This window comes from Janthinobacterium sp. NFX145 (assembly GCF_049810325.1).
Lineage (GTDB): Bacteria > Pseudomonadota > Gammaproteobacteria > Burkholderiales > Burkholderiaceae_D > Janthinobacterium > Janthinobacterium rivuli.
This window is the reverse complement of the sequence record NZ_CP187360.1, coordinates 3,826,153-3,846,901: the sequence shown is the minus strand read 5'-3', so window position 1 is coordinate 3,846,901 and position 20,749 is coordinate 3,826,153. Positions and strand designations below refer to the sequence as shown.

General features: G+C 63.6%; 20 protein-coding genes. 10 read left to right on the top strand and 10 right to left on the bottom strand.

The genetic code is table 11. From position 1 onward, the window contains the following. Positions 1-57 precede the first annotated feature (57 nt). From ACPJXG_RS17125 to cydX, 3 genes are read left to right on the top strand one after another with little or no spacing between them, the layout of a single operon-like run. The gene (locus ACPJXG_RS17125; RefSeq protein ID WP_176388337.1) at positions 58-1,635 is read left to right on the top strand and encodes a cytochrome ubiquinol oxidase subunit I; all 1,578 of its coding nucleotides are present in this window, start codon (positions 58-60) and stop codon (positions 1,633-1,635) included. 13 nt (positions 1,636-1,648) lie between these two features. Continuing rightward, on the top strand, positions 1,649-2,803 hold the full coding sequence (gene cydB, locus ACPJXG_RS17120; RefSeq protein WP_425251784.1) for a cytochrome d ubiquinol oxidase subunit II: 1,155 nt from the start codon (positions 1,649-1,651) through the stop codon (positions 2,801-2,803). Between the two features lie 22 nt (positions 2,804-2,825). Next, on the top strand, positions 2,826-2,942 hold the full coding sequence (gene cydX / locus ACPJXG_RS17115) for a cytochrome bd-I oxidase subunit CydX (RefSeq protein ID WP_034757467.1): 117 nt from the start codon (positions 2,826-2,828) through the stop codon (positions 2,940-2,942). A 67-nt stretch (positions 2,943-3,009) separates the two neighbouring features. Here the strand turns inward: cydX and ACPJXG_RS17110 are convergent, their stop codons facing one another. Together ACPJXG_RS17110 and ACPJXG_RS17105 are read right to left on the bottom strand one after the other, a co-directional pair. Beyond that, positions 3,010-3,222 (bottom strand): hypothetical protein, encoded by a 213-nt coding sequence (locus ACPJXG_RS17110; RefSeq protein ID WP_425251783.1) that lies wholly within the window; start codon positions 3,220-3,222, stop codon positions 3,010-3,012. Positions 3,223-3,347: 125 nt separating this feature from the next. After that, positions 3,348-3,527: a hypothetical protein gene (locus ACPJXG_RS17105; RefSeq protein ID WP_099379565.1), complete on the bottom strand. Its 180-nt coding sequence runs from the start codon at positions 3,525-3,527 to the stop codon at positions 3,348-3,350. Positions 3,528-3,691: 164 nt separating this feature from the next. Here ACPJXG_RS17105 and ACPJXG_RS17100 point away from each other — a divergent pair, with 164 nt between their 5' ends. Beyond that, entirely contained in the window at positions 3,692-4,411 is a 720-nt protein-coding gene (locus tag ACPJXG_RS17100; RefSeq protein WP_425251782.1) for a hypothetical protein, read from the top strand. 60 nt (positions 4,412-4,471) lie between these two features. Here the strand turns inward: ACPJXG_RS17100 and ACPJXG_RS17095 are convergent, their stop codons facing one another. The 3 genes from ACPJXG_RS17095 to ACPJXG_RS17085 form a co-directional block, all read right to left on the bottom strand. Beyond that, positions 4,472-4,861, bottom strand: a complete 390-nt coding sequence (locus ACPJXG_RS17095) for a hypothetical protein (RefSeq protein ID WP_219311326.1) — start codon at positions 4,859-4,861, stop codon at positions 4,472-4,474. Between the two features lie 124 nt (positions 4,862-4,985). After that, the gene (locus tag ACPJXG_RS17090) at positions 4,986-5,360 is read right to left on the bottom strand and encodes a DUF1294 domain-containing protein (RefSeq protein WP_035817813.1); all 375 of its coding nucleotides are present in this window, start codon (positions 5,358-5,360) and stop codon (positions 4,986-4,988) included. Positions 5,361-5,418: 58 nt separating this feature from the next. Next, positions 5,419-5,985: a methylated-DNA--[protein]-cysteine S-methyltransferase gene (locus tag ACPJXG_RS17085; protein WP_425251781.1), complete on the bottom strand. Its 567-nt coding sequence runs from the start codon at positions 5,983-5,985 to the stop codon at positions 5,419-5,421. A 94-nt stretch (positions 5,986-6,079) separates the two neighbouring features. Between ACPJXG_RS17085 and ACPJXG_RS17080 the strand changes: the two genes are divergently transcribed. After that, positions 6,080-6,829, top strand: a complete 750-nt coding sequence (locus ACPJXG_RS17080) for a nucleotidyltransferase domain-containing protein (protein ID WP_425251780.1) — start codon at positions 6,080-6,082, stop codon at positions 6,827-6,829. On the opposite strand, the gene ACPJXG_RS17075 is transcribed toward ACPJXG_RS17080, so the two are convergent. Then, positions 6,826-9,060: a TonB-dependent siderophore receptor gene (locus tag ACPJXG_RS17075; protein WP_425251779.1), complete on the bottom strand. Its 2,235-nt coding sequence runs from the start codon at positions 9,058-9,060 to the stop codon at positions 6,826-6,828. The two genes, ACPJXG_RS17080 and ACPJXG_RS17075, sit on opposite strands and share 4 nt — an antisense overlap. A gap of 311 nt (positions 9,061-9,371) precedes the next feature. Here ACPJXG_RS17075 and ACPJXG_RS17070 point away from each other — a divergent pair, with 311 nt between their 5' ends. Continuing rightward, on the top strand, positions 9,372-10,238 hold the full coding sequence (locus ACPJXG_RS17070) for a hypothetical protein (protein WP_425251778.1): 867 nt from the start codon (positions 9,372-9,374) through the stop codon (positions 10,236-10,238). A 3-nt stretch (positions 10,239-10,241) separates the two neighbouring features. Here the strand turns inward: ACPJXG_RS17070 and ACPJXG_RS17065 are convergent, their stop codons facing one another. The 4 genes from ACPJXG_RS17065 to ACPJXG_RS17050 all read right to left on the bottom strand — a co-directional run bounded on the left by ACPJXG_RS17065 (position 10,242) and on the right by ACPJXG_RS17050 (position 14,002). Next, a complete protein-coding gene (locus tag ACPJXG_RS17065) occupies positions 10,242-10,640 on the bottom strand; it encodes a bacteriohemerythrin (protein ID WP_034757497.1) in 399 nt (132 codons plus the stop codon). Positions 10,641-10,882: 242 nt separating this feature from the next. Next, entirely contained in the window at positions 10,883-11,038 is a 156-nt protein-coding gene (locus tag ACPJXG_RS17060) for a hypothetical protein (protein ID WP_158300157.1), read from the bottom strand. Positions 11,039-11,189: 151 nt separating this feature from the next. Continuing rightward, positions 11,190-11,375, bottom strand: a complete 186-nt coding sequence (locus tag ACPJXG_RS17055) for a hypothetical protein (RefSeq protein WP_100872551.1) — start codon at positions 11,373-11,375, stop codon at positions 11,190-11,192. Between the two features lie 110 nt (positions 11,376-11,485). Beyond that, complete coding sequence (locus ACPJXG_RS17050) at positions 11,486-14,002, bottom strand: PepSY domain-containing protein (RefSeq protein ID WP_425251777.1); 2,517 nt, start codon at positions 14,000-14,002, stop codon at positions 11,486-11,488. Between the two features lie 267 nt (positions 14,003-14,269). On the opposite strand from ACPJXG_RS17050, the gene ACPJXG_RS17045 reads away from it, so the two are divergent. The 4 genes from ACPJXG_RS17045 to ACPJXG_RS17030 all read left to right on the top strand — a co-directional run bounded on the left by ACPJXG_RS17045 (position 14,270) and on the right by ACPJXG_RS17030 (position 20,718). After that, positions 14,270-14,782 (top strand): sigma-70 family RNA polymerase sigma factor, encoded by a 513-nt coding sequence (locus ACPJXG_RS17045; RefSeq protein ID WP_425254758.1) that lies wholly within the window; start codon positions 14,270-14,272, stop codon positions 14,780-14,782. Further along, on the top strand, positions 14,772-15,788 hold the full coding sequence (locus tag ACPJXG_RS17040) for a FecR domain-containing protein (protein WP_425251776.1): 1,017 nt from the start codon (positions 14,772-14,774) through the stop codon (positions 15,786-15,788). Before ACPJXG_RS17045 ends, ACPJXG_RS17040 begins: the two co-directional genes overlap by 11 nt. Positions 15,789-15,882: 94 nt before the next feature. Further along, a complete protein-coding gene (locus tag ACPJXG_RS17035) occupies positions 15,883-18,279 on the top strand; it encodes a TonB-dependent siderophore receptor (RefSeq protein ID WP_425251775.1) in 2,397 nt (798 codons plus the stop codon). Positions 18,280-18,384: 105 nt separating this feature from the next. Next, positions 18,385-20,718 (top strand): TonB-dependent receptor, encoded by a 2,334-nt coding sequence (locus ACPJXG_RS17030; RefSeq protein WP_425251774.1) that lies wholly within the window; start codon positions 18,385-18,387, stop codon positions 20,716-20,718. Positions 20,719-20,749 lie beyond the last annotated feature (31 nt).

Here is a 20,749-nt window from a genome sequence, read left to right as displayed (position 1 = left end):
GTCAGTATTTGAACGGTAGCAAATTTACACACAGTAGGGAAACACCAAGGAAATCATATGGACTTCGATATTGTCGCTTTATCCAGACTGCAGTTCGCGCTGACAGCTCTGTACCACTTTATATTTGTTCCGCTGACGATAGGCCTGTCAGTGATCCTCGCCATCATGGAGACGGTTTACGTGATGACGAACCGCCCCATCTGGCGTGACATGACCAAGTTCTGGGGCGTCTTGTTCGGCATCAACTTCGCCATGGGCGTGGCGACGGGCATCGTCATGGAATTTCAGTTCGGCATGAACTGGAGCTATTACAGCCATTATGTGGGCGACATTTTCGGCGCGCCGCTGGCCATCGAGGGCTTGATGGCCTTCTTCCTGGAAGCGACCTTTGTCGGCCTGTTCTTCTTCGGCTGGGACAAGCTGTCGAAGCGCGGCCACCTGGTCACGACCTGGCTGGTGGCCATCGGTTCGAACTTCTCGGCCCTGTGGATTTTGATCGCCAACGGCTGGATGCAAAATCCCGTCGGCGCGGCCTTCAATCCGCAAACCATGCGCATGGAAGTGACGGACTTCGGCGCCGTACTGACGAATCCGGTGGCGCAGGCGAAATTCGTGCACACGGTGTCGGCTGGCTATACGGCCGCGGCCATCTTCGTGCTCGGTATTTCCGCTTGGTATCTGCTGAAGGGCCGCCACGTGCAGCTGGCCAAGCGCTCGATGACGGTGGCCGCCTCGTTCGGCCTGGCCGCCACCTTGTCGGTGGTGGTGCTCGGTGATGAAAGCGGCTATCTGTCGTCCGAACATCAAAAAATGAAGCTGGCCGCCATCGAGGCCATGTGGACCACGGAGCCGGCCCCGGCCGCCTTCACGGCCATCGGCTTCCCTGACGCGAAAGCGCGCGAGACGCATTACGCCGTGCACATCCCGATGGTGATGGGCTTGATCGGCACGCGTTCGCTGTCGACGGAAATCCCCGGCATCGAGCAGCTGGTCGATCGTGGCGAGTTGCTGATCAAGGACGGTATCAAGGCGTATGACGCGCTGCAAACCATCCGCAGCGTGGCGCCAGGCGCCCCCGTGCCGCAGGACGCGAAGGACGTGTTCGAGTCGAAAGGCCAGTCCATGGGCTATGCCTTGCTGCTGAAACGCTATGTCGACGATCCGCGCCAGGCCACGCCCGAGCAGATCCGCAAGGCCGCGCTCGATACCGTGCCGCCCGTGGGACCCTTGTTCTGGTCCTTCCGCGTGATGGTGGGCCTGGGCATGTTCTTTATCTTGCTGACCGGTACCTTCTTCGTGCTGTCGACGCGCCGCACCCTGGACAAGCACCGCTGGCTGTTGAAGCTGGCCGTGTTCGCCATCCCGCTGCCGTGGGTGGCCATTGAGGCGGGCTGGATCGTGGCAGAAGTGGGCCGCCAGCCATGGGTCATCGAAGGCGTGCTGCCGACGGCCGTGGCCGTCTCCAACCTGGGCGCTTCGACCCTGTTGATCACGATTGCCGGCTTTGCCGCCATCTACACCGTGCTGCTGATTATCGAAATGAAGCTCATGCTCAAGGCCATCCGCAAGGGGCCGGAAGAGAAGGCGCCGGCCCCCGCGCCTGCGGCCGCAGCCATTCATACTCAACGCGCCTGAGGAGGGCCAGACCATGATTTTGCATGAAATGATTTCGTATGAAACCCTGCGCCTGATCTGGTGGCTGCTGATCGGCATCCTGCTGGTGGGCTTTGCCATCACGGACGGCTTCGACCTGGGCACGGGTATTTTGCTGCCCTTCGTCGGCAAGACGGACCTGGAACGCAGGGTCGTCATCAACAGTATCGGTCCCGTGTGGGAAGGCAACCAGGTGTGGCTGATCCTTGGCGGTGGCGCCATCTTCGCCGCCTGGCCGCAACTGTACGCCGTCTCGTTCTCGGGCTTTTACCTGGCCATGTTCGTCATCCTGGTGGCGCTGATCGTGCGTCCCGTGGCGTTCAAATTCCGCAGCAAGCGCGAAGATCCGCGCTGGCGCGCCCGCTGGGACGCGGCCCTGTTCGTGGGCGGCTTCGTGCCGGCCCTGATCTGCGGCGTGGCGATTGGCAACGTGCTGCAAGGCGTGCCGTTCCGTTTCTCGCCGGACATGCACATCTTTTATGACGGCACCTTCTTTGCGCTGCTCAACCCGTTCGCGCTGCTGTGCGGCCTCGTCTCGGTGGCCATGCTGGTGATGCACGGCGCCACCTGGCTGCAGCTGAAGACGGACGGTGCCGTGGCCGAACGGGCGCGCCGCTATGGCAGCGTGGCGGCAATCGCCACCGTCGTGCTGTATGCGGCCGCCGGCGTGGCCCTGTGGCTGTGGGTCGATGGCTATCGCGTCACCAGCGCCGTCGTCGTCGACGGTCCGTCGAACCCGATGCTGAAAACGGCGCAAGTGCACGTGGGCGCCTGGTTCCTCAACTTTGCAGCCCATCCGTGGACCTGGATCGTCCCTGCACTGGGTCTGCTTGGCCCGCTGCTGGCTTTCGCCTTCCAGCGCGCGCGCCGCGAAGTACCGGCCTTGCTGGCCAGCGCGGCGGCCATCGCCGGCATCATCCTCGGCGTGGGCGCGGCCATGTTCCCGTTCATCCTGCCTTCGTCGATCGACCCGCGCGCCAGCCTGACGGTGTGGGATTCCTCGTCCAGCCACATGACCCTGTTCATCATGCTGGTCGTCACGGCCGTTTTCATTCCCCTCATCGTGGCGTACACGACGTGGGTGTATAAAGTGCTGTGGGGCAAGGTTGACGGCAAAGCCATTGAAGACGACAGCGGTCACGCCTACTAAGAATTTACGAAAGGATATAACTATGTGGTATTTCGCCTGGATACTGGGTCTTCCGCTGGCGGCGACCTTCGCCGTGCTCAATGCGATGTGGTATGAAATCGCCGATGGCGACACGACGCCCGAGCAGTACCGCGACTAGGCCAACTGGCCGCAGTACGGACTGAACAGCCCCGCCTGGCGCCATGCCCGGCGGGGCTTTTTGCTTGCTACAGCAAGATGAATTCGCCACGGATGCGCAGTTTCATGCCGCGCGGCGCGTCGGCACCTGCCGCCACGGCCCAGGCCGTGATCCATTGCGCGCAGCGTTGCCGCTCGGCCGCATCGTGCATGCGCTGCAAACGCGCATCGGCACGGTCGATACGCTGGGCCAGATACAGGCGCTGGTCCATGGGATCCGTCTTTTTGCTGTAATGCTGCATGGCGATTCCTTTCCGCGTGATAACGTCGTTCGGTCATGGCATAGCCATGTACGCGGGGGCGGGGCGTCCGGATTCAGTTTCAGCAAAAAAAGAAGCCACCGCAAGGGTGGCTGTTGGGGCGTGTATCAGGAAGGTGTCTTGCCGGCTGGTTTTGGGGTGGCAATGGCGATCGGGTCGCTGGCCGGAAAGCTTTCCTTCAGCGCTTCATCGAGTGCTTCCTCGGCATGGCCTTCATTGGCCGGCGTGGGCGAATCGCGCTCTGGCGGCGGGGCGGGTGCGGTGGCGGCGTTGGTGCTCGAATGCATGATGATCTCCTCGCGGTGGTGCGCCATGCTGCCGAGGTGGCCGTGGCGCGTGCTGCTGTTTCCAGCCTAGCACATCGCGCAGGAATGGCGCGCCGGATGCGCCTGCCGAAGCGACGGTGACGGCGTCTGCTACACTGCGCTCCACTTTTATCGATGGAACCGCCATGACCTCCCTATCCCTGCCATACCGCGCCACCGCAATCGAAGCCTGTGCCTGGCTGGCGCAAGAGACGGGCACGCCGTGGACCCTGGCGCGTTTGCTGGAGCAGGGCGGCTTGCCGTTTGTCTGGCTCGATTACAGCGAAGCATGGGCCGAGCTGTTCCATGACGGCGTGACGCGCTATGCGGCGCCCATCGTGTTCATCGGCGACAAGCAGCACCTGGCTTCGGGTGCGGACGATGTGTGGCTGCGTTTTACGCGCGACTCGGGCAACATCGCCATCGAGCTGAAGGCGCCCGGACTGCGCGTGCCCTTGGACGGCTTGCACTTCCAGGAGCGGGATTTGTTGCGTTTGCTCAAGGAATTGCAGCATCCGCAGCCCGCTGAAGCGCAGGCGGACAAGGCGCCCGTGGTCTTGCCCAGCGCCTTGAAGGGCCTGGGCCGCGAGCAGATTTTGCTGGCCTTTGCCGGTGTGGGCAAGGTCGACCTGGACCAGGGAATGGCCAGCGGCGTGGGTATCTTTGGCGACGATGGCGCGCGCGTGCGCAAGAATTCGCGCGGCGGCAAGAACAGCCACCTGTGGCATCCGGTGACGTTGGCGTTCGGCCTGCACGACGTGCACCGCGTGCCGATGGCGCACCTGAAGAAGGCCTTCGCCACGCAACCGTTGCTGCGCGAATGGAAGGCGGACTGGCTGGAATCGCTGCGCCTGCTGGGCGAGTAACAAGATCAATCAAGCCTGCCGCGCGGGCCTCTCGTTCGGCGGCATCAGCCTTGCGATCGATTATTCGCTTTCTTCGATCCTGCCGCCACATTGCGTATAGCAGGCTCTGTAGTCTGACTCGCATTGCCACGTTCCAGAAGGGCTGGAGGAGCAATATTGGCGTTTCTTCGAGCACAGTTCCCGGTCCGCATCGGTTTTCGCCACTGCCAGGCAGATGGAAACCGTACTGACGTTGCGCATCTCGCAAGCTTGTGCCTGGGCCGCAGCAACCTGCTCCTTGCCGGCAATGCATATCTGTTGATTGGTCCCGCAGCTCGTCACGCATTGACGCCCGGCATCCGAGTCCGGCGGAATATAGCGATAGCTGGTGCAGCCCGCCAAGGTAATGGCGAAACAAATCGCTGCGGCAAGGCGGAACAAGAAGGAATGGTGGATTTGCAAAGTACGCATGCTTGAAAAGTATTTTCCCGTGTAAATGAATTAGCTTGAATATCGTGAATATTGATATTCTGACAGGTGATCATTTCAAGAACAATGCGCTGCAATAATTGTTACATCTTGGCGGAAAACCGTTTTACAGTTCAATGGGCGCTACTTCCGTGCCGATATCGGGTGCCGCGTAATGCATGCTGAAATACACGAAGGCGCCGATATTGAGGGCGACCGTAATCCAGAACACGATGCGGAACGAGCGCTTGCTGGACTTGTGGCGCAGCCATTGCTGGGCCAGCACGGCGCCAGGCCAGCCGCACAGCAGTCCCAATAGCAGCAGGGTGCGTTCCGACGTGCGCCAGCGTCCCCCTTTTGCGGCCGATTTGTCGATCGCATAGGCAACGAAACAGCTCAGGCTCAGCACGCCATACACGAGGGCGACGAGGGCGGGGATGTGGAAAAAGAAGGTGGCCAGCAAATACAGAACGACAAAAAACAGGATGACAAGATAGGACATAGGATGTGTTTGCTTGAACGGGGGCGTGAGTATCCCACAAGGGGCGCGATGCTGCAGCCTAAAACAAGCAGCCTTGCGCCGTATCGATGGGCATGGCGCGGCGGCGGGCGTGGCCCGTTTTCAGCGTTTCGCGGTCGCTGGACAGGGTGATGCCTTCCAGGGCCAGCAAGGTTTCCTTGGCATGCAGGCCGCCCGCGAAGCCCGTCAACTCGCCCGTGGCGCCGATGACCCGGTGGCAGGGGGCGATGATGGAAATGGGATTCTTGCCGTTGGCGGCGCCTACGGCGCGCACGGCGGCGGGCCGGCCGATCTGGCGCGCGATCTCGCCATAGCTGCGCGTCTGGCCATACGGTATCGTCAGCAGCGCGCGCCACACTTCCTGCTGGAATGGCGTGCCGGCAAAATCGAGCGGAACCTCAAAACGCTGGCGCGTGCCGGCGAAATATTCCCCCAGCTGGCGCGCCGTTTCCTGCAGCACGGCGCAACCGTCAGCGACGCGCATCGCGCCCAGGCGCACGCGGTTGGGCTTGTCGTTTTCCCACAGGATGGCGGCCAGCGCCGCGCCGCGCGCCACCAGGGTCAGCTCGCCCACGGGCGAGGGCACCACGATGCAATCGTATTCCATGTTGGTTCCTTGATCGGAGAGCGCCAGTGTAGCAGGATGGCGGCAGCGTGCATATTGCGTGTAGGATAGGGTTTTTCAGCACGGAGCACTGGCTTTGACGACGATTCCCAGCTATGACGATATCCGCGCGATTGCCGCGCGGCTGGTGCGGCAGCGCTACCCCACGGCCGTGGCGGCCATCATCGGCGGCTCGTTCGCCACGGGCCGGCAAACGCCCAGTTCCGATATCGACTTGCTGCTGCTGTTCGACCACGTCGATTGCGCCTGGCGCGATACCCTCGTGGCCGAAGGGCGCACGGTGGAACTGTTCGCGCACGACGTGGCCACGTTCACGTATTTTTGCAAGGAAATCGACGCGCCAGGCGGCAGGGTGCCGCTGGCGATGATGGTGCTCGAAGGCGAGAACATCGCCGCGCCCGGACCGCAGCACGCGCAACTGCTGGCGCTGGCGCAAGCATTCGCCGCCGCCGGGCCGCCCGTGCTGGACGCCGACAATTTACTGCGGCGCCGCTACGCCATCACCACCGCGGTGGAAGACCTGGTCGACAGCCGGCATCCGGGCGAGGCGCTGGCCGTGGCTTGCCAGTTGTACGCGGCACTGGCCGACCTGCACTTGCGCGCGGCGGGCCAGTGGATTGGCGAGGGCAAGCACCTGTTTCGCCGCCTGCAGGCCTTCGACGCCGCCATCGCCGACCAGCTCGATGGCGCGCTGCGCCTGGTCGCCAGCGACTTGCCGGCCGGCCAGCACGCGTTCGAGCAAGTTGTCGCCGCCGTGCTGGCGCCCGTGGGCGGTCCCTTGCTCGAAGGTTTTACTTTGCCGGCGCCCGCACACTGGCGTGCTTAAAACGCCGTGCGCACCGCCAGGCTGATGTTGCGCGGTTCGCCCCAGAATACGCCGTCGAAGAAGCCCACGTTGCGGTAGTACTTTTTGTCGAGCAAGTTATTCACGTTCAGCTGCACGCTGGCGTGGCGGTTGAGCGCATAGCTGGCCATGGCGTTGAACAGCGCGTAGCCCGCTTGCGGGATATTCGTGATTCTGCCCGATGGCGGGCGGCCGTACCACGATTCGCTGTAGGTGGCGCTTTGCGCCGTCATGCTGGCGCCCGCCCTCAAGCCGGCCAGCTGGCCATCGAAACGGTAGCTGGTGGCCAGGCGCAGCAAATGTCGCGGCTGCGTGGTGGCGGCGCGGCGGCCGTCGGCCTCTGCCGCGTGCAGATAGGTATAGCCGCCGCTCGCTTCCCAGGCCGGCGTGATCTGGCCGGAGACGTCGAACTCGACGCCCTTGGCCGTCACGCCGGCGCCGTTGGCCACCATGGCCTGGCCGCCATCGGGCAGCAAAAAGCCGGGCGGCACCGTGCGGTCGAGTTCCGCCAGATTCTTTTTCTTCGTGTGGAACAGGGCGGCCGACGCATTCAGCTTGCCTTCATAGAATTCCCCCTTGATGCCCAGCTCGGCATTGTCCCCCGTTTCCGGCGCCAGGAACTGGTTGTTGCGGTCCTTGCTCGATTGCGGATTGAACAGCTGCGTGAAGCTGGCGTAGGCCGAATACTGCTTGTTGATGTCGAACACGGCGCCCACGTAGGGCGTGACTTCATTGCGCGTTTCCACAAAGTCGCCGCTGCCCGTGTACACGCCTTGCGTGTTGTAATCGCGTGTATCCGTGCGGTAAGTGCTGCTGCGCGCGCCGATGATCACGTGCAGCGGGTCGGCCAGGCTCAGGCGCGTGGCGACATAGGCACCCGCCAGGCGCGTGACTTTTTTCGTGTGCGAGCCGTCCGGGTGGAACACGGGGCGGGGGATGTTGCCCGTCCAGCTGCGATAATCAGGGACCAAAGGTTCATAGTCGATTTTCGCCTTGCCGCCTATCGAATTGTCCTGGCCGTTATTGCCATTCCAGCCGACGATGGCCGTGTGCTTGCGTCCGAGCAAGGTAAATGGCCCGCTGGCGTAGACGTCGAAATTGTCGCTGTTCTTCTTGCCTGCACCCCAGGCGCCCGTCCACAGTTCCATGCCTTCGCCGGTGGCGGGATCGGGATAACCCTTGCCTGCATAGAGAACGGTGGTGCGGTTCGTGCTTTCCGTGCGCGCATAGCCGAGGTGCAGATTCCAGTTGCCGGGCAGGCGCTGATCCAGCGACGTAAATACCGTGTGCTGCTTGTTGGCCCAGGTGCTCCATGGCGTCGTCCAGCTGGTATTGCGTGGCAAGTTCGCCAGACTGCCGTCCGCGTTCCAGTAGGGCACGGCGCCCCAGGTGGCACCTGTTGGCTTGTTGTCCTGGAAGTCGACGCCGGCCGTCAGCAGGGTGCCGGGACGCACGTCCGCCTCGACGATGACCATGCCGACCGTCTTGCGTTCGTGATACATGTCCAGGTAGGAATCGCGTTTTTGCCAGGCCAGGGCCGTGCGCGCGCGCACGCTGCCTTCCGCGTTCAGCGGGGTGGACAGGTCGGCCTCGAAGCGCTGGTCATCCCAGCGGCCCATGATCAGGCCGGCGCTGGCCTGGAAGGTTTTCGTGGGTCGCTTGCGTATCATGTTGATGGTGGCCGACGGGTCGCCTTTGCCGCCCATCAGGCCGGTGGCGCCGCGCACGACCTCGATGCGGTCGTACAAAATCGTGTCTTGCAGCGGTGCATTGCCGCCACGCGCCATGCCATCGATCTGGAGATTGTTGATGCCGAAGCCGCGCGCATAAAAGGTCGTGCGCTCCGTGTCGTTCTGGCCCACCTGGATGCCCGTCGTCTGCGCCAGCGCCTGGTCCAGCCGCACGGCGCCCAGATCGTCGAGCAACTGGCGCGTGATGACGCTGACCGATTGCGGTGTCTCGCGCAGGGACAGGTCCATGCGCGTGGCGCTGCGCGTTTCGCCTGCCGTGTACGACTGCGTGCCTTCCGTGGTGGCCATCGACTGGCCCAGCACCGTGACGGCCGGCATGGTGACGTCGGCCGCGGCGTCGTCGGTTGCGTGTGCCGGCAAGACCACGCCGGCGGCAAGGCTCAGCAGAGCGATGTGTAATAAACGGGGCAGGGGGCGCAAGGCGGGCTGGCGCGAAGAAGAGACGATGGTGATCGATTGCATAATTTTCCTGGAGTATTTTTAGTCGTGTGTGTTCCTATCTCGTCTGGCGAGGTGCGCAGTAGCTGGGGGGGATGGCGTGACGCTGGCCCGTGGTCTGGCTTGGATAGCAGTTCCACCCGCGCCTGGCAGTGGAAAGATGAGCATGATTCCTGTTACATTTGTGAATAAGAATCATTATCAATATAGAGGATATTTGCCAAATAATCAAGCGTTCGCACCAAAAGAGTGCAATTGGGGCTATGGCGCGCATCGGCTGGCCTTCTGCGATAATGCAGGCGCTGATAAAATATTTTCCTCATTGAAAGAAATGCATGCGTACATGGATCGCTTGTGCCGGATGGTTGTGTGTCGTGTCGCTGGGCCAGGCCCAGGAGCACGCGCCGCCGCCGGCTGTTCCCGCGCCGCTGCAGAGTGCCAGCGTGCCGCCCGCCGCCGTATCGCCACCTGTATCGCCGCCCGTTGCGCCGGCCGCATCCGCAGCATCAGCGCCAGAGGTAACGGCGAGCGCAGAGGACGCCTTGCCGTCGCAAACGGTGACGATCACGGCCAGCAGCGACGCCAAGGCGCCGCGCGTGCGCTTCACGGCGTATCGCGAAAGTTATCTGACGGCCAGGAAAGTGTGGCAAGTGTCGAGCGGCAGCGTGGTGATGGCCCTGCGCCTGATTCCTGCCAAGCTGAGCGCCACCATTGACGACGTGCGCGTGGCCTTGCAAGGCTATGGCGCGCCCGTGCCGATCAAGGTGTCCAGCGGCGGCGTGTTCGTCGTGCCGCTCAACGATGACATCGCCGCGCAGGATGGTGCTTTCCTGGTGAACAAGGGCAGGGGCGAGCTGACGGCGAATATCGTCCTCCAGCCGTCCGTGGCGCGCGATGCGTGGAACGTCACGCGCGTGGGGCAAGTCTTGCAGGACGCCCGGCGCGCCGTGCGGGCCATCACGCCGTGGTACAAGCGGCCGTTCGCCAGCGACGTGCAATCGCTGGCCTTTTGCGCAGCCGAGCGGGGCAGCGCCTTGCAGTTGATGGATGGCGAGCAATTGATTGCCACCTTGCCCATGAACGAGGCGGCCGTCAACGACATCAACCAGCCCGTGTTTTGCAAGATTTTCGACGGTGAAGACAAATACCCGAGACACTACCGCGTCGTCATGCCCGAGCAGGCCACGGTGCTGCTGCTGTAGCGACTAGTTCGGCTGGCGCTGCACCAGTTCCAGCGCCGCCGCCAAGGCCAGGTCCATGGTGGCCTGGTGGAAGATCAGCCATTGCGGCAAGAGCGACAGCGCATGGCGGCCCTGTTCCAGGTCGCCTTCATCGACGGCGGCCCAGGCATGGTGCAAGCCGCTGAGCACGCGCGCATGCTGTTCCCGGTGGTTGGCCAGCGAGGGAAAGGCGATTTCTTCCATCAAATCCTCTTCCTCGCGGAAATCGCGTTCGACGGCCGCAATCAGCTCGCGAAACGCCACGCTGAAATGCTGGTCGCCCAGTTGCTGCAGGCGCGCAAGCTCCTGAAACAGCGCCTCGTGTGCCTCGTCGATGACGGGAACCCCCAGTGCCATCTCATCCTTCCAATGCGATTTACCCATGCCGATGCTCCAGGTTAAGTCCGTCGCGGTGCGAAGCGGACTGTTCCAGTGTGGACGCGGCGAAGAGGGAAATCCATGACCTGGATCAAATGTGCAGTGAAGAGCGTTTGAGGAAAACTAGAAAAACTGATCGGTAAAGAGAACAAATTCCCACCGGCAACAAAGCGGTTTTTGAATGTGAACGCCACTAGCGAGCTCCGCTGAAAGCAGCGCAGCCAGCGGCGTTTTCTCAGCCGCGCGTCTTATTGCCGAGGCCAATGGCTCCACATGGCATGGGCATCGACATTCGGCACTTGCAGTTGCTGCCCGGCAGACAATTGCATCGTATCCCTCAGCACGAGGGGCGCGAGCAGCAAGGCCGACAAGGCAAGGCAGGCCAGCACTTTGAGCGTCAACATGGTCGTCTCCCGGTGTCCCGGCGGCGGCGCGGGGATGCGGCGCCTGCCGGTCACTTCCTTATGCACTACCATGCTTGCAGTTTAGTTCATCTGGTCGTAACTTCAACTTATTGCTGTGATGCACTGCACCAGTTCGCCTGTTGCCACGGGCTTATTTGGCCTTGCGGCTGCGCCGTGCCTTGCCTGTTGGCGGCAGAAAGGAATCGAACCACACTTGCGTCAGTTGCCGCGTATTTTTCGCCGCCTCGCGCTTGACGGCCGCTGTCGCGTGGCCGCGCGCCGTGTTGGCGATGCGGTTGGCCGCGCTCAGGTACATGCTCATCCAGGGGTTTTTCATGGCTAGCCTCGCAGACGGTGGGGGGAATGTCTCCACTCTATCCCGATGGCTGGCGCCGACAGTGCGCCTGCCCACATAGCCGGGCCGTGCTGGCGATTGGCTGAGGCAGATCAATACACGTCGCGGCGGTAGCGTCCGGCCGCCAGCAGGGCGTCGAGTCCCTCCTGGCCCAGCACTTCTTGCAGTACAGCATCGATTCCTGTGGCCATGCCTTGCAGGCTGCCGCACACGTAGACGATGGCGCCTTGCGCCAGCCACTCGCGCAGGTCATTCGCGCTGGCGCGCAGGCGATCCTGCACGTATTGTCGTTCACCATCGCGCGAAAAGACCTTGTCCAGGCGTGCCAGGTGGCCAGCGTCGAGCCAGCCTTGCAACTCTGCGCCGCAGATGCTGTCAAAAGCTTGCTGGCGCTCACCGAACAGCAGCCAGTTGCGGGCCAGCCCCGCCCGATGGCGCGCGCGCAGGTGCGCACGCAGGCCTGCCAGGCCGGAACCGTTGCCGATATAAATGCAGGGCACGTCGACCAGGGCCGGCGCGAAGGCGGGATTGGCTTGCAGGCGCAGGCGGATGGGGCTGCCTAGCGGGGCGAAGCGGGTGAGCCAGCCGGAAGCGAGGCCATGGCCCTGGTTGTCATCGCCCGCATGGCGCTCCTGGCGCACCAGCAATTGCACTTCGCCGTCGGATGGCAGCGAAGCGAGCGAATAGCTGCGCGGCGCGTGATGGGCATTGTCGGGGTGGCTACCCTCGCCATCGCTGCCGTCCGCGTTGCAGGGAATGATTTCCGCCAGCGCGCCCGCTTCCCAGGTGGCGCCGGCCGGGCCCGTCAAGGTGATTTCATGCAGTTCGCCGCCCAGGCTGCCCGGGTTGAGCAGCACGCGGCGCGCCAGGCGCCACTCGGCATACGACGCTTCTTCCTGCACGCCGATGGCGTCGATGGCGCTGCCGCTGCAGCGGGCCAGCGCCTTGGACCAGCCGGCCAAGGCGGCGGGGTCGTGCTTGTCCACCTCGATCAAGGGGAACAGGGAAGTGGCGCCCAGCGCTTGCAATTGTTGCGCCAGCGCATGGCCAAAGCCGCAGAAGGCGCTGTAGTGGCGGTCGCCCAGGGCCAGCATGCCGAATTCCAGGCCCGCCAGCGGCATGCCGGTGGTCGCTTGCAACAGGCGCGCGAAGCGGCGCGTGCCGTCCGGCGCCTCGCCTTCGCCAAAGGTGCTGGCGACGATCAGTGCCCGTTCGTACTGGCGCAATTGCGCGGGGTCAAAGCGGTCCAGCGATTGCACGTCGACGGCCACGCCCGCCTGCTGCAGGGCGCGCGCGCTTTCCAGGGCCAGGCGTTCGGCCTGGCCCGATTGGCTGGCGTAGGCGACGAGCGTCGGCAAGCCGGTATTTTGCTTGTTCGCTGCGCCGGCGCCCAGCATGGCGCGCTGCGCCTGCACAGCCCGCTTAGCCTTGCGGCGGCCCAGATACAGCATCCAGCCCGTGACGGCGAACAGGGGCAGGCCCAGGCTGGCCACGGTGACGATGATGCGGCCCGGCAAGCCAAAATACGTGCCCATGTGCAGCGGATAAATGATGTTGACGAGGCGCGATCCCAGCGCCTGCTGGCTGTACGGTTCGCTTTCCGTGAGCGTGCCGTCGGCCGGTGCAATGCTCATGCGGCTGCGCGCCCGTTCGTGCGGCGCATCGCTGGCCAGCCACGTGAATTGCACGGCTTCACCTGCGCGCGTGGGCAGGCGCACGCTGGCCAGGGTCCAGCCAGCGGCGTGCTGCTGGAAGCTGGTCCAGGCCAGGCTGATGTCGACGGCGGGCGCATCTTTTTTCTCTTTGGCTACACGCTTGGGCGATTGCGCTGCGCGCGGCGGCTTGCCGGCCCAGGCGTCGATATTGTCGCGCACCACGTCGTAGCTCCAGTAAATCCCCGTCAAGGTCAGCGCCACGTAGACGACCAGGCACCAGGTGCCGGCCACGGCATGCAGATTCCACAAAAAGGAACGGCCTTTCAGGGCCGGATCGAAGGTCAGCCAGGTGCGCCAGTCCAGCGGACGGCGGGGCCAGCGCAGATACAGGCCCGACAATGCCAACCCCAGCAGGCACAGGGCCAGTGCGCCCGCCACTTGCCGGCCCGGATCGCGCGGCAGCAGCAGCCAGCGGTGCAAGGATTCCGTCCACTCGAAAAATTCCGCGCCCGCCAGCGCCGGCTGGGTGGCGCCCGTGTACGGGTGCAGGTAGATCGACTCGCCGCGCCGCTGGCCATTCTTCGGCGCGAAGAACAGGCGTGGCGCCGCGCCCGCTTCTGCATACATGGTGATCGAGGCTACGCGCTGGCCGTGTTCGACGGCAGCAATGTTGCTCAGCTGGGCTGGCGTCAGCGGCGCGCGCGTTTCCACGGCGACGTGGCGCACGCCAGGATTCATGAGGTCCAGCAATTCATCCTTGAAGGCCAGGGTGGCGCCGCTCAGGCCAATGATCACCAGCACCGTGCCGGCCGTGATGCCGATAAACCAGTGCAATTGAAACCACACCTGCTTCCAGTTCCAGTGCCGGCGTTGCTGTTGCGCGGCAGCAAGCTGGCGAGTCTGCGGCGCATCGTCGGCGCTGGCGCGCAACTGGGGAAGGGAGGAGGTGGTCATGGCGGCTTTCGATAGCGCCGCCATGCAGTGCGTCAGGCATGGCGGGAAGAAGGAAGGCTGACATTTTAACGCAAACGAGAATCATTCGCAAATGATGCCGCAGTGGCATATGTTGCGCAAAAGGTCCACGCCGGGCAAGGATGATGGTTTTGATAATTTACATCGTCGTGAAATTGTGTGAAAATGAAAATCATTCTCATTCGTGATCATGATGCAGTGCTGACCCACTTGACCGGCAAGTTTGGCAGCCCCTTTGTTCGTTTGCCCGTGTCCACCATTTCTCCTTCCCTCGATCTCTTTAGTGATTTGTACAGCAGCCACCATGGCTGGCTGTACAACTGGCTGTGGCGCAAGCTGGGCTGCCGCGATGGCGCAGCCGACCTGGCGCAAGACACCTTCGTGCGCATGCTGGCCACGCAGTCGGCGGACAGCCTGCGCGAACCGCGCGCTTATCTGAGCACAGTTGCCAATGGCTTGCTGGTGAATCACTGGCGCCGGCTGACCCTGGAACGCACTTTTCTTGCCGCCCTGGCCAACCGTCCCGAATTGACGGCGCCGTCGCCCGAGGAGCGGGCACTGGTGGTGGAGTCGCTGTACCGCATCGACGCCATGCTCGAGACCCTGTCGCCGCGCGCGCGCCAGGCTTTTCTGCTGGCGCAGCTCGATGGCCTGACGTATGCGCAGATCGCCGTCCAGTTGGACGTGTCCGAACGGATGGTCAAGAAATACATGGCGCAAGCCATGCTGCAATGTATGCTGTGCATGGACGATGCCGCCTAAGCCTGCTCCTGCCACGCCGCCGGCCGACTACGCCATCTTGCAGGAAGCGGCCGAATGGTACGCCGTGCTGTGCGGCGAAGACGCCGATCCTGCCGAGCAGCAAGCATGGGAACGCTGGCATGCCGCCTCGCCCGCCCACCGTGCCGCCTGGCGCCGGGTGGAAGCCGTCAGCGCGGAATTTCGCCTGCTGCCTGGCGAGCCGGCACGCCAGGCGCTCGACGCTGCGGGGCCGCGCCAGAGCGATGCCCAGCGGCGCAGCCTCGTCAAGGGGCTGCTGGCGATGTGCCTGACAAGCGGCCTGGGCGGCGCCATGCTGCTGCGGCGCGATACGCGCAGCTGGATCGCCAGTCTGCGCGCGACTGAAAAAACGGCCATCGGCAGCGTGCGCCAGCTGGCGCTGGCCGACGGCTCGCAATTGTGGCTCAATACGGCAACCTCCCTCGACATCGATTACAGCGCCAAGCTGCGCCGCATCAATTTGCACGGCGGCGAAATTTATATCAGTAGCGCGCGCGACAGCCGGCAGCCGGCGCGTCCGCTCGTCGTCGACACCGTGCACGGCCGCCTGCGCGCGCTGGGCACGCGTTTCAGCGTGCAGCCGCAGGGCGATGCGACCTTGCTGGCCGTCTACGAGGGCAGTGTCGAAGTGGCGCCCCGCGATGGCGGTGCGCCGCGCATCGTGCCGGCCGGCCGGCAAGTGCGTTTTGGCGACGGTTTGATTGGCGAGCCGTTTGCCGCCGATCCGAATGCGGCCGCCTGGATCGAGTACCGCTTGCAACCGGAGCAGATGCGGCTCGATGATTTCCTCGCGCAACTGTCGCGCTACCGCCGCGGCCACCTGGGCTGCGCGCCCGACGTGGCGCACTTGCGCCTGGTGGGCAGCTATCCGCTGGCCGACACGGACCGTATCCTGGCGGCGCTGGAAGCGACCTTGCCCGTCAGGATCAACCGGCTGCACGACTGGTGGGTCACGGTGGAAGCCCAGCATCCCCACTCAAAACAGTAAATAAGAATATTTCTCAAAAAGTGGTTCCCTTTTTGAAAAGTTGTTTGGCAAGGTAGAAGTAGCCTGCTCAACAATGCAATAACAAAGGAAATCCGTGCCGCTGTTCCCACCTTGCCTGCCGTTCGCCCGCCGCCTGCTGCCGCTGTCCCTGGCTGCCGCGCTGCTGGCCGTGCCTGTCATGGCGCCGGCGGCGGAAGACACGGTACGCATCTTCCGCATCGCCGCCGCGCCGCTGGGTCAGGCCTTGCGCCAATTTGCGGGCCAGGCGGGGATCTTGCTGTCGGCCGAAGGCGGCTTGACGCAGGGCAAACGCAGCGGCGGCGTGCATGCCAGCTTGTCCATACCACAGGGCTTGCAGCAATTGCTGGCGGGCACGGGCCTGGTGGCCGTGCAGTTGCCGGATGGTAGTTATATCGTCCGCCAGGCGCCTGTGCCCTTGCGCGCCGACCTGGACGGGGAGGGCGCGGGCCTGCAAGTGCTAGCGCCTGTCACCGTGCTGGGAGACAACGACGATGGCTACCGCCGTGCCAGCTCTGCCGCCGCCAACCGCAATGCCACGGCCTTGCGCGACACGCCGCAGGCCGTCAGCGTGGTCAGCGGCGAACTGATACGCGATCAGGACATGCGCAGCCTGGCCGACGCCATGCGCTACATGCCGGGCGTGGGCACTGCCGCAGGCGAGGGCAACCGCGATACGGCCGTGATGCGCGGCAACAGTTCCACGTCGGACTTTTACCTGGACGGCATGCGCGACGACGTGCAGTACTACCGCGATTTCTACAATATCGAACGAGTCGAAGCCATCAAGGGGCCGAACGCCATGGTCTTTGGCCGTGGCGGCGGTGGCGGCGTCATCAACCGCGCCACCAAGCAGCCGCAATGGACCAACAATGGCGAAGCGACGGTGAGCCTGGGTAGCTGGCGCAACCGGCGCGCCGCGCTCGACGTGCAACAGGTGTTCGGCACTGAGGTGGCCATGCGCGTCAATGCCATGGCGGAAAACAGCGACTCGTTTCGCCAGGGCGTCAACGTGCGCCGCAGCGCCATCAATCCCGTGCTGGCCTGGCGCTTGTCGCCGCGCACCAGCGTAGTGGCCAGCTATGAACATTTTCGCGATGACCGGGTGACGGACCGGGGCCTGCCTTCTTACCGGGGGCGGCCGTTTGAGACGGACCCGTCCACGTTTTTCGGCATCGCCGGCAGCAGCCCGTCGTGGGCCTACATCGATGCGCTGGGCGTGACGCTGGAACACGACCTGGGCGGCGGCGTAAGCGTGCGCAACCGCACGCGCCTGGCCGATTACGACAAGCTGTACCAGAACGCCTTTCCCGGCCCCGTCAGCGCCGATGGCGAGAACGTGACCGTGCTGGCATACAACAGTGCCACCCGGCGGCGCAACTTGTTCAACCAGACGGACGTCGAGTGGACAGTCGATAGTGGCAGCGTGCGGCACCGGCTGACGGCGGGCCTGGAACTGGGCCGCCAGACGACGGACAATCTGCGCAACACCGGCTATTTCACTACCCTGGGCGACAACGTCACCCACATCAGCCTGCCTACATCGCACCCCGTGACGGACTTGCCCGTGACTTTCCGGCCCAGCGCCACGGATGCGGACAACCATGGCGTGGCCGACACGGCCGCCATCTATTTGCAGGACCAGCTGCGTTTCAGCCCCCGCTGGCAAGCGGTTGCCGGCGTGCGCTACGAACGCTTCGCCGTTGATTTCGTCAACAACCGTACTGGTGCGCGCATCGCCCGCACGGATACGCCGTGGTCGCCGCGCGTGGCCCTCATCTATCAGCCTGTGCCAGCGCTGTCGCTGTATGCCAGCGTCAGCCAGTCTTTCTTGCCGCGCGCGGGTGAACAGCTGGCGTCGTTGACGCCCAGCAATGTCGTCTTCGAGCCGGAGCGTTTTCGCAACGCGGAGCTGGGCGCCAAGTGGGAGGTCACGCCGCTACTCTCCGCCAGCGCGGCCGTGTACCGGCTGGAACGCAGCAATGTGGCCGTCACCGACCCCGTCGATACGACGCGGGCGATGCTGGTCGACGGCCAGCGCAGCGAGGGCCTGGAACTGGACGTCAATGGCAAGGTCCAAGCTGGCTGGAGTATCACCGGCGGCTATGCCTGGCAGCGCGCTGTGCTGACGGCCACGCAAGCGGCCACGGCCGTGGAGGGCGCCACGGTGGCGCATGTGCCCAGGCACAGCCTGTCGCTGTGGAACCGCTACGATTTTTCGCCCACCTGGGGCGCCGGCCTGGGCCTGATCGCCCGCAGCGCCGTGTACGCCTCGGTGTCGAATACGGTGGTATTGCCCGGTTTTACGCGTGTCGACGGCGCCGTCTACTTCAAGCCGCACGGGCATTTCCAGCTGCAGCTGAATGTGGAAAACTTATTCAACAAGAAATATTACGCCTCTGCCCACAGCAACGACAACATCGCGCCCGGTTCGCCCCGGGCCTTGCGCATGACGGCACTGTGGCGGTTCTAGTTTTGTATTAGCAAGTTTGCAGTACCCAAGCAATCAACGAGCCAGCCAACTGCCGGGGGGCAGTAGCCAGCCAATTTATTCCATCCGATACATTGAAAGATAGCGATGACATCGAAAGACAAAGCGGGCGTTACCATCCGCAGCCGCAAGCACCACGCCACTTCCACGCCGCGCATGCATGGCACGGCCCTGGCCGCATTTGCCACCCTGGCCATGCCGCTGGCACTGCACGCGCAAACGACGGACAAGCCGCAGCAGTTGCAGGAAGTTAAAGTGATCGGCACGGCTGACCGCCTGATCCAGGCGCCGGTCAAATCGGCCAGCGACAAGCTGACGGCGCCGCTGCTGGACACGCCCAAATCCGTGACGGTGATTCCTGCTGAAATCATTTCGCAAACGGGCGCCGTCTCGCTGACGGATGCGCTGCGTACCGTGCCGGGCATCACCATCGGCGCCGGCGAAGGCGGCAATCCCGTGGGCGATAATCTGTTTATCCGCGGCTACAACGCGCAAACGGATACGTATATCGATGGCATCCGCGACACGGGTTCGCAATCGCGTGAAATCTTTGCGCTGGAACAAATCGAAGTCGTCAAAGGCCCGAATTCGGCTTACGGTGGACGCTCGTCCGCAGGCGGCGGCGTCAACCTGATCAGCAAGACGCCGAAAGCCGACAATTTCACCAACGCCACCGTCGGCCTGGGCAGCGCCAAGTACCGCCGCGCCACCCTGGATGCGAACCGCGTCATCAGCGACGACGTGGCCGTGCGCCTGAACGTGATGGCGCACGACGCCCACGTTGCCGGCCGCGACTACATCAATGGCGACCGCTGGGGCATCGCGCCATCGATCACCTTCGGCCTGAAGTCGGCCACGCAAGCGACCCTCAGCTACTACCACATGCAGTCGAGCGAATTGCCGGATACCGGCTTGCCGTTCAACAACCCGTTCTCGTCGGGCGCCAATGTGTCGAAAAACGGCAACGGCACGCCCGTCAATGTGCCGCGCGACACCTTCTATGGCCTGCTGAACCGCGACTTCCGCGACACCCAGAGCGATATCGGCACCATCGACGTGCGCCACGACTTCGGCAACAAATTGATCTTGCGCAACGTGACCCGTTACGGCAAGACCAGCAACGACTACGTGTGGACCCAGCCCGACGATTCGAAGGGCAACACCATGCTGTACGGCACCGTCTGGCGCCGCGCCAACACGCGTACGACCGATACGGACGCGCTGGCCAACGCGACCAGCCTGGGCGGCGAATTCCTGGCCGGCGGCGTGAAGCACACCTACACGCTGGGCATGGAAATCAGCCGCGAAGAAACGGACCGCAGCTCCTATCTGTTTAGCCCGGGTACCAACAACCCGCTGGAAAAAGTCGGCTCCAATTGCCCGACCTATGGTGCGGCCACCCTGTACAACTGCGCTCCATTGCTCAACCCGAACGCCAACGACCCATGGGTCTACACGCGCTCGGTGTCGCCGGCCCGTACCAACATCGTTACCAACACGCGCTCCGTGTACGGCTTCGATACCATCGAGTTCACGCCGCAATGGCTGCTGAACGTGGGCATCCGCTGGGATGACTACAAGAGCTCGCTGAACACGCCACAATACACGCTCGACGGCAAGACCACCGCCGCCGGCAGCGCCAATGTGCACGCCACGTTTGCCAGCTACCAGGCCGGTCTGGTCTACAAGCCATCGACCAACAGCAGCGTGTATGTTTCCTACGGCACCTCGTCCACGCCACCGGGCAATGACGGCGGCGACGGCCTGGACGGCCTGTCGGTAGCCATTCAGAACCTGAAGCCGCAAGAGAGCAAGAGCTTCGAGCTGGGCACGAAATGGGAAGTGCTGCCAGGCGGCCGTCTGTCACTGAGCGGCACCTATTTCCAGAGCGACATGAGCAATGCGCGCGTGACGGCACCGGATGGCAGTTCGCAAAACGTGGGCGACAAGCAAGTCAAGGGTATCGAGCTGGGCTTGAGCGGCAATATCACCCGCGAATGGTCGGTTTTCGGCGGCTACACGCACCTGAACGCCGTCCTGGAAAACAATGGCTACGTCAATACGGGCACGACGGCTGTGCCCGTGTATGCGCCATCGCCTTACAACGGCAACCAGTTCGCGACCACGCCGAAGAACAGCGCGTCGCTGTGGACCTCCTACCTGGTCACGCCAGCCATCACGGTCGGTGGCGGCGTGAACTACGTCGATAAAGTCTATGCGAACGTGGCCAACAACAAATATGCACCGGCTTACACGCGCTTCGACGCCATGGCCAGCTACGTGGTCAACCGCAACGTGACCCTGCAGCTGAATATCCAGAACCTGACGAACAAGCTGTACTTTGACAAGGTCTCGTCGCCGCACTACGCTGGCGTGGCACCAGGCCGCTCGGCGACCCTGACGGCCAACATCAAGTTCTGATGTATGCCCGTTTGAGGTAGCGCAAGGCGCC